Origin of the sequence: Proteiniclasticum aestuarii (assembly GCF_017368455.1) — a bacterium.
GTDB classification, from domain to species: Bacteria; Bacillota; Clostridia; order Clostridiales; family Clostridiaceae; genus Proteiniclasticum; species Proteiniclasticum aestuarii.
In genome coordinates, this window is sequence record NZ_JAFNJU010000001.1 from 382,743 (window position 1) to 397,644 (window position 14,902).

A 14,902-nucleotide genomic window follows, 5' to 3' on the forward strand; every position below is an offset into this window, starting at 1 on the left:
CATTTCACAATCCATCACCTACTTACTTGTACACTCACTATACATGGTTCACTTTATACCATTCTTTTCAAAGGATTAATATTTCATTAAATTTCCACATGACCACTCTGCTTCCTTGATAAAGCAAATGAACTCGGGCATGCCCGAGTTCATTTGTTTCAGCTCATCCTAAGGCAACATCAAGGACCATCATGATCGTGAATCCTATCATGACACCCATGGTAGCATAATCTGAATTTTTGTTGGACTGCGCTTCCGGAATAAGTTCCTCAGCAACCACGTAAATCATCGCTCCTGCCGCAAAGCACAATGCAAAGGGCAGTATGCTTCTCATGCTTAGAACAAGCATTGCGCCTAGTACACCTGCGATGGGTTCAACAACGCCTGATGCCTGACCGTAAAGGAACGCCTTCCCCCGTCCCATCCCTTCTCTTCGAAGAGGAATGGATACCGCTGCTCCTTCCGGAAAGTTCTGAATACCGATGCCTACAGCAAGAACGATGGCCCCAGCGAGGGTAGCAGATTCAATACCTGCAGCAACAGCACCGAAAGCAACACCTACAGCCAATCCTTCCGGAATGTTGTGTAGCGTAATGGCAAGAACCAGTAAGATACTTCTCTGCCAGGAAGTCTTCGGCCCCTCTTTCTCTTTCGGAGCAAGGCCCAGATGCATATGTGGCAGGCTTTTATCAACAACAAAGAGAAACAGTCCTCCACCCATGAATCCAGCTGCTGCTACGATCCAAGGTGTATAGCCCATCTCTTCGGCAAGGGCGAGGCCTGGACTGATCAGTGACCAGAAACTGGCCGCAATCATGACGCCTGCTGCAAAGCCCAGCATTGTATCAAAGACCTTCTTATTGATGGTCTTGAAGAAAAACACCAGAGAGGCTCCCAGTGCCGTTACGCCCCATGTAAAAAGTGTGGCGAATAACGCCTGCGTTGTCGGTTCAAATCGTTCTAGAAATTCGATCATATCCTCACCTACATGCCTGTATTATTTTATTGTTCAAAGTCCTCATGAAAATCAGCATTGTGATAGACATTGTCCACATCATCATCTTCCAGCAATGCATCCACCAGTTTCTGGAATTTCTCGGACGTTTCGAGATCCAGACTCGTCGTCACATTCGGAATCATCGTCACTTCGCCTTCCAGAATCTCAATTCCAGCTTCTAGAACGGCCGCTTTCACCGCATCAAAGTTCTCAGGTTCAGTAATGATTTCAAACACAGTATCCTCGGAAATGAAATCCTCTGCCCCGCTCTCCAGAGCAAGCATCATCAGCTCTTCTTCATCCTGCTCCTCGGTTTTCTCTATGATGATCTGACCTTTTTTGTTGAACATGAAGGTCACGGACCCTGTAGTACCCAGATTCCCGCCGTATTTGTCGAAGAAATGCCTCACATTTCCAGCAGTTCTGTTCTTGTTGTCTGTGTAGGCTTCCACAATGACTGCGACTCCATTTGGCCCATACCCTTCATAGACGATTTCTTCATAATCCGCACTGCCTGTATCCCCGGCAGCTTTTTTTATGACTCTTGCGATATTGTCATTGGGCATGTTGGCCGCTTTCGCTTTTGCGATGATATCTCTCAGCTTCGCGTTGGTATCAGGATTGGTTCCTTCCTTCGCTGCCATCATCAGTTCTTTTCCGATTTTTGTAAAGATTTTACCTCTTTTGGCATCCATCTTACCTTTTTTCGCTTGAATGTTATGCCATTTTGAATGTCCTGACATGTTTGATCCCTCCAATTCTTCCAAGAAATAATTATATCACTTCGTCTCGTGGTCTTCAAACTCCTTCAGCAGTTCTTTCTCTCTTTTATAGAAAAGTTCTTCTTCCAGAATTACGATTTCTGCCTTGCCTGATGTCAGATTCATCATTTCCTGGACAATTGCTTTCAGCTGTATGGATTCCACATATACACTTACCTTCACTTTATCCGTGTATGCAACGTCTTTGATCTCTATCTGGTTCTCCTTCAGAAAATACTGCAGTTTTCCGAAAAGATCGTAGTCCAGCAGGAGATCGATCTGATGCCCGGATACTCTCTCAATGACGCCGGCAGCCTGAATGGCGTCTGCCGCCCCTTTGACATAGGCGCGGGTGAGTCCCCCTGCCCCTAAGAGTATTCCTCCGAAATATCTGACCACAACTACACAGACATTTCTCAGATCATTTTTTCTGATCACATCAAGAATCGGAATTCCTCCCGTACCCTGGGGTTCTCCATCATCGCTGTACCTTTGTATATGCATATCTTCTTCGATTGTATAAGCAAAAACATGATGCCTTGCATCCTTGTACCTGCTTCTGACTTCAGAAATAAATTCCTTTGCTTCTTCCTCCGTGAATACCCTTTTCGCTATGCCTATGAATACGGATTTCTTCTCGGTAAACTCGCGCGGAGTGCTGTTACCGACTGTTCTATATCCCATCAGAGACTGTATACGTTCTCTTTGATCAGTTCTTTCCCAAGAGGGGTCGTCACTGCTCTGAATTCCCTCTTCAGAAGATTTTTTGAATACAGAAGGTTCAGGATCCCTTCCATCTGTATTTCGAAATTCGCGAAAAAGTCATCTTCTGTGATTTCCCTTGCACTCATAGGGTGTGATTTTTCTCTGAAATAGGCAAGTATGATTTCTGAAGCATCATTTATTTCCCGGTCGATGGTCTGTTTAAGATATTTGTTCACTGCAGCAATCTTCTTTTCCAGGTCTTCCCCTGAAACAAGGTAGTGGTATTTATCCTCGAACTCCCGATCTAGGCCCGTGGCCGTGCTGATGGTATCTTTGGAAATCTGATATCCTCTGGAGTTCACATAAATAGAAGCATAGAGCTCCATGGAATCCAGAAGACTGTTGTAGGCTCCGTAGAGCTTTCTGTTGTGCAGAAACTTGTCTGTGGAGTCTATACTCTTGATCAGTCTTCCCAGATAGGACAAGGTCCATTTTCTCCTGTCCATCTCCGGATAGAATCTCAGATTGTTGTATCTTGCAGTAATGTCCGCATCTTTGGAAAAGACCATTTTTGAAGAGGAGAAGATTCTGTGAAGAAAGCTGCCCTTCACTTCCAGTCCTTTCAGCACCATGAACTCTTTTTTACTCATGACCTTGAAGTGCACAGGTACTCTATTCTCACTGGAATAGACATTCCGGATGCCTCTCTCATCTCCTTCATAAATAACAAAGAAATCAATATCAGAATTCTCCCAGAGATCTCCAGTAACCATACTGCCAAATACAAATGAAGCAAGAATTTCTTTTGTGTCATTCATATTCTGTGTGACCTGCTGATATACTTTCTGATACTCAATGATCAAATCCCGCATTGCTGCCTCCTTTGATGAATTCCTTATACTGATGCAGTTCCCTCTGTGGCACTTTTGCCCTGATTTTCGTGCCCGTCTCTTCGTATTCCTCACTGATCACGGTTCCCTTATCATGGAGCAGGGAAACAAGTCTCTGCATGTCATAGGGTATGACTGCTTCGATCTCAACGAGGTTATCCGGCAGCGCTGAGGCCATCTCTTCCATGAGTTTCTTCAGATTTGTGCCGTTTTTTGCTGAAATCTCTATAATAGGATATTTCCCTTCATAGAGTTTTACCACATCTTCCGTTCTATAGCTTTTCCCCAGATCAATCTTGTTGATCGCTATGATTCTGTCTGTGCCGCCCGCACCAATTTCCTCCAGAACCTCATCCACTGCCACCGCCTGGGCGAAGCAGTCGTCCACTGAGCCGTCAATGACATGCACCAGAAGATCCGAATAGATCACTTCCTCCAGTGTTGACTTAAAGGCCTCGATAAGGTCATGAGGCAGTTTTCTCACAAATCCCACTGTATCCGTCAGTGTGACCACTCGATTGTCCTCAAATGAGATGGCCCTGGTGGTTGTATCCAAGGTCGCAAAAAGCATGTCTTTCTCCAGTACTTTGCTCTTCACAATGGAATCTTTGGAAGCCATATCTGCCAGTGCATTTCTAAGAGTGGATTTTCCGGAGTTCGTATATCCGACCAGAGAAATTCTCTGAATCTCATTCTGGTTCCGATTCTCACGCTGTACATTTCGGATGGCCACGACTTTCTTCAGTTCATTTTTCAGATCGTTGACACGATCTCTGATTTTTCGTCTGTCAATCTCCAGCTGCTGCTCTCCAGGCCCTCTGGTTCCGATTCCACCGCCGGTTCTCGACATGACGGTGCCAAGGCCGATAAGTCTGGACATTCTGTATTTCAGCTGTGCCAGCTCCACCTGAAGCTTCGCTTCCCTGCTTCTTGCTCTTCTTGCAAAAATCTCAAGAATCAGCGTGGTTCTGTCAATGACTTTCACACCCAGCTCGTCTTCCAGGTTTCTGATCTGAGAACCTGTGAGTTCATCATCGGCTATGACAAGGTTGCTTCTGGTAAGCTGCAGCACATCTCTGACTTCACCGACTTTTCCTTTTCCGATATAAAAAGCATTATCCTGAGAAGCGCGGTTCTGAAAAACCACTTCTCCTACAGTGACATCCGCCGCATTGGCCAGTTCAGCCAGTTCCACCAGGCTCTCTTCCGAATCCAGTCCGATGAGCACTGCCCGTTCATCCTCTTCCTCCAGATCTTCCGCCTCTAATAGAAGCCCTTCATTATAGACTATCCTGTCGATGATGTTGAACCTCTGGGCATCTTCCAGGGACATGGGTCTTGTGGCTTCTACGTGGACCTTCTGATTTTCCACCGTGAGAAAGCCCATCACAACTTCAGGGTGATCCGAGACTCCGATTGCGATGATGGAGTCCAGCTTCATCTTCACCAGCGCAGACACGTCCAGTGCCGAAAGGTTCGGGTTGCCGTTGGGATGGGTATGGACCACTCTTACTCTGGAAAGCTTATTGTCTCTGAGATCCACCAGCGGCATGGATACGGTACTGCTGTCACCGATGGTGACCTCCGCCACTTTTCCTTTTCGGTCCACCAGTACGCTGATTTCTCTATTCAGTTCCTTGGTCGCCTTGATCATGATCTCGATGATACGCTCATCGATGAATGCATATTTTGCCGTTCTGATGTCAAATATTTCTTCTAATTCTTCGAGAATTCTCTTTCTTACGCTGTCTATATTACCTGTTATCACAAGATTTCCTCCTTTTTCGCAAGGTTCTTGACATATTCACATCAATTATATATTATTTAGTTTAATATGTATACTTTGAAAGGAAACGGTGAAGTGACGGATGGAAGATAAAGAAAGAAAAATACTGATAACAGAAGAGGAGATAAGAGAAAAGGTCAAGGAAGTCGGTGCCCATATTTCAAAGGATTACGAAGACAAAAAGCTCTATGTCCTATCCCTTCTAAGAGGCAGTTTCATATTCACTGCGGATCTTGTGAGAGCCATTGATGTGAATACCACAATCGGATTTATGACAACTTCGTCATACGGACACAGCGAAACCACCCAGGGTTCCTGCCAGGTTGTGAATGATGTTCCTGATAACATTGAAGGATACGATGTGCTCATCGTGGATGATATCGTCGATACTGGAATCACCATGGACTTTGTTGTGAATTATGTCAAAGAAAAGGGTGCGCGCAGCGTCAAGACCTGCACGCTGCTGGATAAACCATCCAGACGCACCGTGGATATCAAGCCCGATTACTGCTGCTTTGAGATCGAAGATGTATTCGTTGTAGGCTACGGCCTGAATTATGGAGATCATTACAGAAATGTTCCCTATGTATTCAACTGGAAATAGCCCCTATCTCCTGCTGATCCAAGATTAAAATATCATGTAATCTTAAGAGTTAATAAAGATGCGCTACTACTAGGTAGGGCATCTTTTATGCTATAATACATAGAGTAAAAATTTTTACGGAGGTAAAAAGATGATCCAAAAACCGAACACAAGAAAGAATGCAACAACAAATTCTTTCACTGTTTTTGCTAAATTCATGAAATTCTTTTTGATCGCATTGATTATCGCCACCATGGTCGGTAGTCTGTATGTGGCAAAAATCGTATTAGAAATCGCAGAAGAAGCTCCTGAGGTGAACGTCAGCCGTTTCCTCTCTCTGAATGAGCCCAGTATCGTGCTCGATAACGAAGGCAACCAGATGGATCTGATTCATACAGATGAAGTCCGATTCCCCCTTGCCCTGGAAGATATGGGACAGAATATCATCGATGCTTTCATTTCCATAGAAGATGAAAGATTCGAAAAACATAAGGGTGTGGATTACAGACGAACCATCGGTGTCACCATCCGTGATATCGTCGGTCAGGTCACCGGAAACAGAGACATGCAGGGTGGGTCCACCTTGACGCAGCAGATGATCAAAAACACCTTCCTTTCCAGAGAACAGAAATACGAACGTAAAATCAAGGAAATCTTCATGGCGCTGCATGCGGAAAAAATGCTGACAAAAGAACAGATCCTCGAAACGTATCTGAACAGCGTTTTCCTGGGCGGCAGAGCCAATGGTGTGGAAGCCGCCGCAAGGCAGTATTTCAACAAGTCCGCCAATGAGCTGAACGTTGTGGAAGCGGCTTACATCGCTGGAACAACCCAGAGTCCCAGCAACTACTACGCATTTTCACAAAGCTCCATGGCGAACCCCAGCAAGTACCTGAATCGTACAAAGCTTGTATTAAATGCCATGCTGAAGAATGAGAAAATAACAGAAGCAGAACATGAACTGTATACCCGATCTCTTGATGAATCAGGCATCCAGTTTTCCCAGACCAGCATCGTGTCCGATAAGTACAACTATGAATACTTCACAAGACCTGTATTGGATCAGGTGGAGGACGATCTGAAGAGAGAAAAAGGATACACGGATGAGGAGATTGCAGACCTCTTCGCCTATGGCGGACTCGTGATCCATTCCACCATGGACCGGGATGCACAGGAATATGCCCAGTCCGTGCTGGCTGATTATGATAACATCAAAGCGACCTATATTGACCCTCTGGCAGAAAAAAATCGTGTGACTGGTGAATACGAGGCAAAGAGAAAAGAAGTGGAAGCGGCCTTTGCCGCAACGGATTACAGGACAGGACAGGTCAAAGTGCTCATCGGAGGCAGAGATGACAGCACTTCAGCCACCGCAAACAGATCCTATTACTCTCCTACCTTTCCACTCAGCTCCTTGAGACCCATCGGTTCCACCACCAAGCCCATCACAATCTATGGGCCTGCACTGGAAACAGGAGCCATCACACTAGGCACCCCTGCACTGGATAAACAGATCAGTAAACGAACAGAAGCGGATATGTTCAGAGAGCTTGACGCACCATCCACTAGAAGCGAATGGCCGAACAATGTAAACTTCAGATACACCGGCTATACATCTGTGAGAAAGTCCATCGTCAATTCCTATAACACCGTTTCCATAAGAACCTACTATGCTCTCGGCAATGACAGAGTCGATATTGTAAGAAATTTCGGCGAAAAATACGGGCTGATTTTTGCAGACAGAAGCAACGTAGGTGCTGTAGGATATGCCATGGGCGGAAACTACGAATATGACAAGGATGGCGGCAATCCTCTGATCATGGCCGGTGCCTACGGCATGTTCGGAAACAGCGGAATATTCACAGAGAACATCCTCTACACCAAAGTCACAGACAGTGAAGGAAACATCATTCTGGAGAACATTCCGAAATCAGAGCAGATTCTATCTGCGCAGAACGCTTATCTGCTCTATGATGTCATGAAGGACATCGTCAGAAATAATGTGCCGGGTACAAAGCTCACATCCATGCCCATTGCGGGTAAGACAGGTACCGCGACAAATGATGACAACGAGCAGACAGACCTGTGGTTTGCCGGACTTTCCCCTTACTACTCAGCCGCCATCTGGTTCGGTTCTGACAGACCGCTCCAGATTCTCAATGGAGACTCAAACCGAGGTGCCAGTTCCTATGTGACCCAGTATGCCTTCGGTAAGATCATGGCTTATCTCAATGAAGGTCATGAAGTAAGAGACATCTCAAGACCTCAGGGCCTCACCACCGCTTCCTTCTGTATGGAATCCGGCGGAATCCCCAATGAGCAGTGCTACATCGATGGAACTGTTTCATCTGATCTCTTCGTCACTGGCACACAGCCTAGAACCGTGTGTGATGTTCATACCTATGAACCTCCTGTGATCGAACCGATTCCAGAAGAGCCCGAAGAACCTGCTATACCGACTCCTCCAGGCAACAACGGGAACGGCAATGGCAACAACGGCAATGACGACTAAATGAAAATACTCTGAAACCCTTCTTCAGCAACAAAGCTGAAGAAGGGTTTTCCTGTCTGGATCATAAACATCTTCAGTCCTGATGCAGTTTTCCTGTATAATGGAACTACCGATAAACAGAAAGCAGGTGCTTTATGAATAGAGAAGAAAAGCTACGAGAAACCATCCTTCAGGCTTCGCTGAATGAAATCCTCGACCTGACAGAAGAGCTCCATCCAGTGGATCTCTTGGAAGTTCTGCAGGAATACGAAGAAGACCAGAAGGCGCTTCTGGAGAAATTCCCCGATGAATACATCGCCATGGTTATAGATGAGGCTGAGCTGGATGAGAAATTCATCCTCCTGTCCCTCTTTCCTTCCAAGCAGAAGCAGGAGATCATTTCAGAAATGTCTTCCGATGAACTTGCCGACATGCTTGGTAACATTGATGAAGATACACAAAGCAGGATCCTTGAAGGAATGGAAGAGGAACATAGAGAGGAAATCGAAGAGCTCCTTTCCTTCAGCCCGGAAACCGCTGGTGGAATCATGGCCACGGAATTCGTTTCCGTCAAGGAAACCATGACCATCGATGAAACACTGAAATTTCTGAGAGACATCGCGCCCAATGCGGAAACTCCTTACTATATCTATGTTCTTGACGATCAGGATGTTCTGAAGGGAATCGTTCCTATCAGAGCCATCCTCACTTCCCTGCCTGATGTCCTTCTTAAGGACGTCATGCTCGAGAATGTCGCAACCATTCCCGCCTCCATGGATCAGGAAGACGTATCCAATATTTTCCAGAAATACGGATATATGGCCATGCCTGTGGTCGATGAGGAACAGGTCATGCTCGGAATCATTACTGTGGATGACATAATGGAAGTTCTCTCCGATGAGCATACCGAAGATATGTATCGACTTGCCGGTCTGGATGAAGAGGAAGAAATTGACGGCAGCGTACTGGACTCCATCAGAAGCCGTCTGCCTTGGCTTCTTGTCAATCTGGTCACAGCCATACTTGCCTCAGCAACGGTGAGCCTTTTTGATGCCACCATCAGTAAAGTGGTCGCTTTGGCCGTCTTCATGCCACTTGTCACAGGAATGGGTGGAAATGCGGGCACACAGACCCTGACACTGATCATAAGAGGTATTGCACTGGGAGAGATCGATTATGAGAATAAGAAAGAGATTCTCCGAAAAGAGTTTCTGGTAGGCGTCCTTCATGGAGCAGCCCTAGGCCTGATCGTCGCCATATTAGGCGGCCTCTGGGAAGGAAATGCGGTCTTTGGTCTTGTGATCGGGGTAGCCATGTTCCTCAACATGGTCATCGCTGCGCTTTCAGGATTCTTCATCCCTCTGCTGCTGAAGAAAATGGGCATCGATCCCGCTCTGGCTTCTGCAGTCTTTGTCACCACCATGACCGATGTTCTGGGATTCTTCTTCTTCCTGGGATTTGCCACCCTCATGCTCACTTACCTTCTGTAAATAAGGAAATGCATGTGTTGAACAAGAAAGAGCTTCCTGAAAAAAATCAGGAAGCTCTTTCTTGTTCACTGGTTCAATATCCAAGTTCAAAGGGCAGAATAATGACTTCAATACGATTCTTCTCAGCCTGTCTCTTGATCAGCGTATATTCATTGCAGATGCGATCTTCCACCTTGCAGTCCACGCAGCTGCCGAACTTCACACATGGTGTGTTTCTGTTTAATCTCACATTGTTCGCTGGTGCAGCCACAGCCCTTACACGGGCGATAGCCTCCTCTACAGAGTCCACAATCTTATTGATGCCTACAATCACAAACACCTTTTCAGGGCCGTAGAGAAGCGCTGCAACGCGATTACCGGTATGGTCCACGTTATAGAGATGACCATCCACCGTAATGGCATTGGATGACGAAAAATAGAAGTCCGCAAAAAAGCTTTTTCTATATAGTTCTTTTTTCTCCTCTCCTGTCAGTTCACCCTTGTAGCGGTCAAGAAACCTGATTTCCCGGTTTCTCAGATAAGTGATCAGATCCAGTTCAAACAAGGTCTGGGAACCGCCTACGGAAACCAGACTGCCATCCTCAATCTGTGCGTTCAGATAAGCCGTCAGCTCCTCCCTGCTTTTCAGATAGGTTCCTTTCATGTTGTTGCTTTCCAGATTCTTTATCAGACGTTCGACCTTATCTTCATAAATCGTAAGTACATGCTGATCCATCCATAATCCCCCTCTTTTATATACGTATACTTGAATTATAGCCTATTCTGAGCCATTTGAACATCCGATTTAACCCTCTCCCACTACCAATCCCTATCGGATGTGATACAATTTATTTATAGAAATATGCATTTTGGAGGTAATTTATGATTGCAGTGGTATCTCCTTCTAAGACCATGAAGGAAGAGAAAGTAGACATTGAAACAACAAGACCCAGGTTTATCCGAGATACAAATGTACTGGCCAAAGATATGAAAAAGTACGATGTGGCAGGACTGGAGGAGCTTATGGATATCAGCACCGATCTGGCCACATTAAATTATGATCGGTTTCAGGGCTTTGAAAAAGCAGAAAAATATCCAGCTGCCTATCTTTTCAGAGGAGATGTATTTAGAGGGATCGACATTGACACGCTGAAGGAAAATGAAATTGACTATCTGAACAGTCATCTTCGCATTCTTTCCGGTCTCTATGGAGCTTTGAAACCTCTTGACGAAATCAAACCCTACCGACTGGAAATGGGTACGAAACATGAAAATGAAAGGGGAAAGGATCTCTATGCTTTCTGGGGAGATAAGGTCCGCAAGTATCTCGAAAAAGAGGCGGAAGACAATATCCTCATCAATCTGGCATCCAATGAATATTCAAAGGTTTTTCTTCCCAGGGAAATCAATCTGACTGTATATGATATTGAATTCAGAGAAAAGAAGAAGGACAAGTATCCCATCATCGCATACTATGCGAAAATCGCGCGAGGAGAAATGGCACGGTATATGGCTGTGAACAATGTGGAGAAAGTGGAAGAGCTGAAAGGGTTCAACTACAGCGGCTACGCATTTAACGAAACACTCTCCGAAGGGAATACACTGGTTTTCACAAGAGAGCAGAAATAGGAAAACATCCCGCAGCTCTGCGGGATGTTTTATTTTCATTGTTTACACATCATGTGCTCAGAAGAAAATCACTCAGTACATGATTGGAAAATTCGATTCCCTTTTCTGTAAAACGAAGAGTCTCTTCCGAATCCAGCAGCAGCCCATCACGAACATGCTTGTCGATGCTCTCCTTGTAGAGATCTTCCATACTGGTGTCGAATCGCTTCTTAAAATCTCCTTTATCAAGGCCCTTCATCATGCGCATGCCCATGAATACATATTCTTCCACATCTTCCTGAAAGGTGTTCTGATGCTCCCTGACGGCGGCTGAGCCATCGGTATTCATCATCCTGATGTATCCCTCGATGGTACGCACATTCTCCTGGCGTTCTCCATGCACGTACTCGTGGGCCGATGTGCCGCAGCCCACATAATCTCTCCCCTCCCAGTACCTGATGTTATGTCTGCACTCTTTGCCTGGAAGGGCGTAATTTGAAATCTCATATCGCTCGTAGCCATGTTCTTTCAGGGTTCCAATGACCATCTGATTCATTTCTCTTTCGGTTTCTTCATCCGGAAGATGTAGCGCGTTGTTTTTCTGCCTGAAATAGAACGGAGTAAACTCTTCAATGATCAGAGAGTAACAGGAAATATGGTCTGGTTTCAGCCTGAGCACATCCAGAAGCGTTTTTCGCAGGATCTCCTTGCTTTCATTGGGCAGTCCATAGATCAGATCGACATTGATGTTGTCAAAGCCCAGTTCTCGAAGCATGAGATAATTCTCCTTGAACTCATTGAACGTATGAATCCGTCCGATGTCCATAAGGATGTGATCATTGGATGACTGTAATCCGATGGACAGTCTGTTGACACCCATTTCCTTGATGACGTATGCCTTCTCTTTCGTCAGGTTTCCAGGATTGCATTCCATGGAAAATTCATACGCATCAGTCAGCTGCAGGTGGCTGAGACACTCTCCAAGAATCCTGAGCTCTTCGGCAGAAAGATAAGAAGGTGTTCCACCTCCTATGAATACGGTGTCGAAGATCTTCCCCTGGGTCTTGGCTGCTATTTCCTTAGACAGCGCATTCAGATACTTTTCTACATACGCTCCCTTTCCGGAGTAGGAAGCGAAATCGCAGTAATAGCATTTCTGCTCACAGAACGGAATATGAATATACAGACCGTATGTATTCAACCTCATCACCTACTCAACCTTCAGCACGCTCATGAATGCTTCCTGAGGAACTTCAACGGATCCTACCTGCCTCATTCGCTTCTTACCTTCCTTCTGCTTTTCAAGCAGCTTCTTCTTTCTACTGATATCTCCACCATAACATTTGGCAAGAACGTCCTTACGCATGGCCTTGACCGTTTCTCTGGCAATGACCTTGGAGCCTACGGCTGCCTGAATCGGAATTTCAAACATATGTCTTGGAATGACTTCCTTCAGCTTTTCAGCGATGTTGCGACCCTTCACGTATGCTCTTTCTTCTGGCACAATCATGGATAGGGCATCCACAACTTCACCATTCAGCAGGATATCGAGTTTCACAAGCTTTGTGACCTGATAACCTGCAAGCTCATAATCAAGAGAGGCATAGCCTCTGGTTCTTGATTTCAGGGTATCAAAGAAGTCATAGATGATCTCATTGAGCGGAATCTTATACGTCACAACCGCTCTTGTCTGCTCCACATACTCCATACTTACATATACGCCTCTTCTGGACTGACACAGCTCCATGACAGCGCCAACATAGTCTGATGGGGTGATGATGGATGCCTTGACCACCGGTTCTTCCATGCGGTCTATTTCTGTAGGAGATGGCATATTGGTCGGATTCGTGATCTGAACAGATGAGCCATCTGTTCTGTATACATTATAGATGACAGATGGGGCTGTAGTGATGATGGGAATATTGAACTCCCTTTCAATACGCTCCTGTATGATTTCCATATGAAGCAGACCTAAAAAACCGCATCGGAATCCGAATCCCAAAGCAATGGATGATTCATATTCGAAATCCAGTGCCGCATCGTTGATCTGCAGTTTTTCAAGGGCTTCCTTCAGCTCTTCATAATCTGCACCATCCACAGGATAGATTCCCGAAAACACCATGGGAACGGCTTTCTTGTAGCCTGGAAGGGCTTCTGTTGCCGGATTTTTCGCTGTGGTTACGGTATCCCCCACTCGCGCATCTCTTACATTTTTGATGCTTCCGGTGATGTAACCCACATCCCCCGCTTTCAGCTCTTCCACCGGCAGGTATTCCGGAACGAATACACCGACTTCTGTCACCTCGTACTCTTTTCCAGTGGCCATGAATTTCACTTTCGTACCGGGTCTGATGGTTCCTTCCTTGATTCTTACGAAAGACACTACTCCTTTGTAGGAATCATAGGTGGAATCGAAAATCAGTGCCCTTAATGTTCCATCTTCATCGCCTTCCGGAGCAGGGATGTGCTCTACGATTCCTTCCAGAACATCCACTATGTTCAGGCCTGTCTTCGCGGAGATCTTCGGACAGTTTTCCGCTTCAATGCCTATGACATCTTCTATTTCTTTAACTACTTCCTCAACACGCGCGGAAGCCAGATCGATTTTATTGATTACAGGCAGGATCTCCAGATCATTATCCAGTGCCAGATAACAGTTCGCCAATGTCTGTGCCTGAACTCCTTGAGTGGAATCGACCACAAGAATCGCGCCTTCGCATGCCTGAAGGCTTCTGGAAACCTCATAATTGAAATCCACGTGGCCTGGAGTATCAATGAGATTGAGGATATAGTCACCGTCTTCTCTCTTGTAGACCAGTCTCACGGCTTTGGATTTGATGGTAATACCTCTTTCCTGTTCCAGCTCCATATTATCAAGTACCTGCTTATCCATCTCTCTATGGGTAAGCGTACCCGTATATTCTATTAGCCTATCCGCTAAGGTCGACTTTCCATGGTCGATGTGTGCAACGATGGAAAAGTTTCTAATTTTCTTTTGTCTTTCGCTCTGCATTACTTTCACCTCATAACTTTTTCCCAAAATATATTATACCATAAGGAGACTTGGAACTGGATTATTTCTTTTCCGATTTCCATTTTAAATGCTTGAAACTAAATGTTTATGATGATATAATACCAATGTTAAAGACTCGCAAGCATATTTCCCCAAATTGCTAGAGTTAACCCTTTAGGTAGTGTTGAAAAATGACATTATCGAAATATTATTGGAGGGGGTGAAAAAGTGGCAAATATTAAATCAGCAAAGAAGAGAATCAAGGTAACACAGACCAAGACACTTAGAAACAAAATGGTGAAATCTGCACTTAAGACTTCTATCAAGAAGTATGAAACTGCGATTGAAGCAGGTAACGTGGATGAAGCTAAGGTACTTCTGGGTTCTGCAATTAAGTCCATAGATATGGCTGCATCTAAGGGAATAATTCATAAGAACGTTGCTTCTAGAAAGAAGTCCAGACTTACACTTAAGTTAAACAAATTAGCATAATCATCACCCGAGAGTAAAGAGATTTACTGCTCGGGTTTTTACCTTTTATATAGAGTTTTTGTTGAAAATCCTGATCCCATTCCACCATCACACACTTTAAATGTCTG

General features: G+C 45.2%; 13 protein-coding genes. 5 read left to right on the forward strand and 8 right to left on the reverse strand.

From position 1 onward, the window contains the following. Window positions 1-163: 163 nt before the first annotated feature. The 5 genes from J3A84_RS01905 to hflX are packed head-to-tail and all read right to left on the reverse strand — an operon-like array spanning window position 164 to window position 5,121. On the reverse strand, window positions 164-973 hold the full coding sequence (locus J3A84_RS01905) for a ZIP family metal transporter (RefSeq protein WP_425350715.1): 810 nt from the start codon (window positions 971-973) through the stop codon (window positions 164-166). A 29-nt stretch (window positions 974-1,002) separates the two neighbouring features. Continuing rightward, window positions 1,003-1,740, reverse strand: coding sequence for a YebC/PmpR family DNA-binding transcriptional regulator (locus J3A84_RS01910; protein WP_207598303.1), 738 nt, complete (start codon window positions 1,738-1,740; stop codon window positions 1,003-1,005). 36 nt (window positions 1,741-1,776) lie between these two features. Further along, window positions 1,777-2,442 (reverse strand): YigZ family protein, encoded by a 666-nt coding sequence (locus J3A84_RS01915; protein WP_207598304.1) that lies wholly within the window; start codon window positions 2,440-2,442, stop codon window positions 1,777-1,779. Further along, on the reverse strand, window positions 2,442-3,335 hold the full coding sequence (locus J3A84_RS01920; RefSeq protein ID WP_207598305.1) for a nucleotidyltransferase domain-containing protein: 894 nt from the start codon (window positions 3,333-3,335) through the stop codon (window positions 2,442-2,444). Before J3A84_RS01920 ends, J3A84_RS01915 begins: the two co-directional genes overlap by 1 nt. After that, window positions 3,316-5,121, reverse strand: coding sequence for a GTPase HflX (gene hflX, locus J3A84_RS01925; RefSeq protein ID WP_207598306.1), 1,806 nt, complete (start codon window positions 5,119-5,121; stop codon window positions 3,316-3,318). Before hflX ends, J3A84_RS01920 begins: the two co-directional genes overlap by 20 nt. A gap of 100 nt (window positions 5,122-5,221) precedes the next feature. Here hflX and hpt point away from each other — a divergent pair, with 100 nt between their 5' ends. The 3 genes from hpt to mgtE all read left to right on the forward strand — a co-directional run bounded on the left by hpt (window position 5,222) and on the right by mgtE (window position 9,703). Then, window positions 5,222-5,743 carry a hypoxanthine phosphoribosyltransferase gene (hpt, locus tag J3A84_RS01930; protein WP_207598307.1) on the forward strand — a complete coding sequence of 174 codons (522 nt, stop codon included), beginning with the start codon at window positions 5,222-5,224 and terminating at the stop codon, window positions 5,741-5,743. Window positions 5,744-5,951: 208 nt separating this feature from the next. After that, entirely contained in the window at window positions 5,952-8,234 is a 2,283-nt protein-coding gene (locus tag J3A84_RS01935) for a transglycosylase domain-containing protein (protein ID WP_207598308.1), read from the forward strand. Window positions 8,235-8,368: 134 nt separating this feature from the next. Continuing rightward, the gene (mgtE, locus tag J3A84_RS01940) at window positions 8,369-9,703 is read left to right on the forward strand and encodes a magnesium transporter (protein ID WP_207598309.1); all 1,335 of its coding nucleotides are present in this window, start codon (window positions 8,369-8,371) and stop codon (window positions 9,701-9,703) included. A 73-nt stretch (window positions 9,704-9,776) separates the two neighbouring features. Here the strand turns inward: mgtE and J3A84_RS01945 are convergent, their stop codons facing one another. Then, window positions 9,777-10,418, reverse strand: a complete 642-nt coding sequence (locus tag J3A84_RS01945; protein ID WP_207598310.1) for a lactate utilization protein — start codon at window positions 10,416-10,418, stop codon at window positions 9,777-9,779. A 146-nt stretch (window positions 10,419-10,564) separates the two neighbouring features. Here J3A84_RS01945 and yaaA point away from each other — a divergent pair, with 146 nt between their 5' ends. After that, a complete protein-coding gene (gene yaaA / locus J3A84_RS01950; protein ID WP_207598311.1) occupies window positions 10,565-11,311 on the forward strand; it encodes a peroxide stress protein YaaA in 747 nt (248 codons plus the stop codon). 49 nt (window positions 11,312-11,360) lie between these two features. Here yaaA and hemW read toward each other — a convergent pair whose 3' ends face one another. Together hemW and lepA are read right to left on the reverse strand one after the other, a co-directional pair. After that, window positions 11,361-12,491 (reverse strand): radical SAM family heme chaperone HemW, encoded by a 1,131-nt coding sequence (hemW, locus tag J3A84_RS01955; protein WP_207598312.1) that lies wholly within the window; start codon window positions 12,489-12,491, stop codon window positions 11,361-11,363. Window positions 12,492-12,500: 9 nt separating this feature from the next. Further along, window positions 12,501-14,303, reverse strand: coding sequence for a translation elongation factor 4 (gene lepA / locus J3A84_RS01960; protein WP_207598313.1), 1,803 nt, complete (start codon window positions 14,301-14,303; stop codon window positions 12,501-12,503). A 228-nt stretch (window positions 14,304-14,531) separates the two neighbouring features. Here lepA and rpsT point away from each other — a divergent pair, with 228 nt between their 5' ends. Then, window positions 14,532-14,795, forward strand: a complete 264-nt coding sequence (gene rpsT / locus J3A84_RS01965) for a 30S ribosomal protein S20 (protein WP_207598314.1) — start codon at window positions 14,532-14,534, stop codon at window positions 14,793-14,795. Window positions 14,796-14,902 lie beyond the last annotated feature (107 nt).

Bases quoted from the DNA above. Each gene is read 5' to 3' on its own strand.
- hpt (WP_207598307.1), top strand. From the start codon at position 5,222: ATGGAAGATAAAGAAAGAAAAATACTGATAACAGAAGAGGAGATAAGA.
- J3A84_RS01915 (WP_207598304.1), bottom strand. From the start codon at position 2,442: ATGGGATATAGAACAGTCGGTAACAGCACTCCGCGCGAGTTTACCGAG.
- J3A84_RS01910 (WP_207598303.1), bottom strand. From the start codon at position 1,740: ATGTCAGGACATTCAAAATGGCATAACATTCAAGCGAAAAAAGGTAAG.
- J3A84_RS01945 (WP_207598310.1), bottom strand. From the start codon at position 10,418: ATGGATCAGCATGTACTTACGATTTATGAAGATAAGGTCGAACGTCTG.
- J3A84_RS01920 (WP_207598305.1), bottom strand. From the start codon at position 3,335: ATGCGGGATTTGATCATTGAGTATCAGAAAGTATATCAGCAGGTCACA.
- mgtE (WP_207598309.1), top strand. From the start codon at position 8,369: ATGAATAGAGAAGAAAAGCTACGAGAAACCATCCTTCAGGCTTCGCTG.
- lepA (WP_207598313.1), bottom strand. From the start codon at position 14,303: ATGCAGAGCGAAAGACAAAAGAAAATTAGAAACTTTTCCATCGTTGCA.
- yaaA (WP_207598311.1), top strand. From the start codon at position 10,565: ATGATTGCAGTGGTATCTCCTTCTAAGACCATGAAGGAAGAGAAAGTA.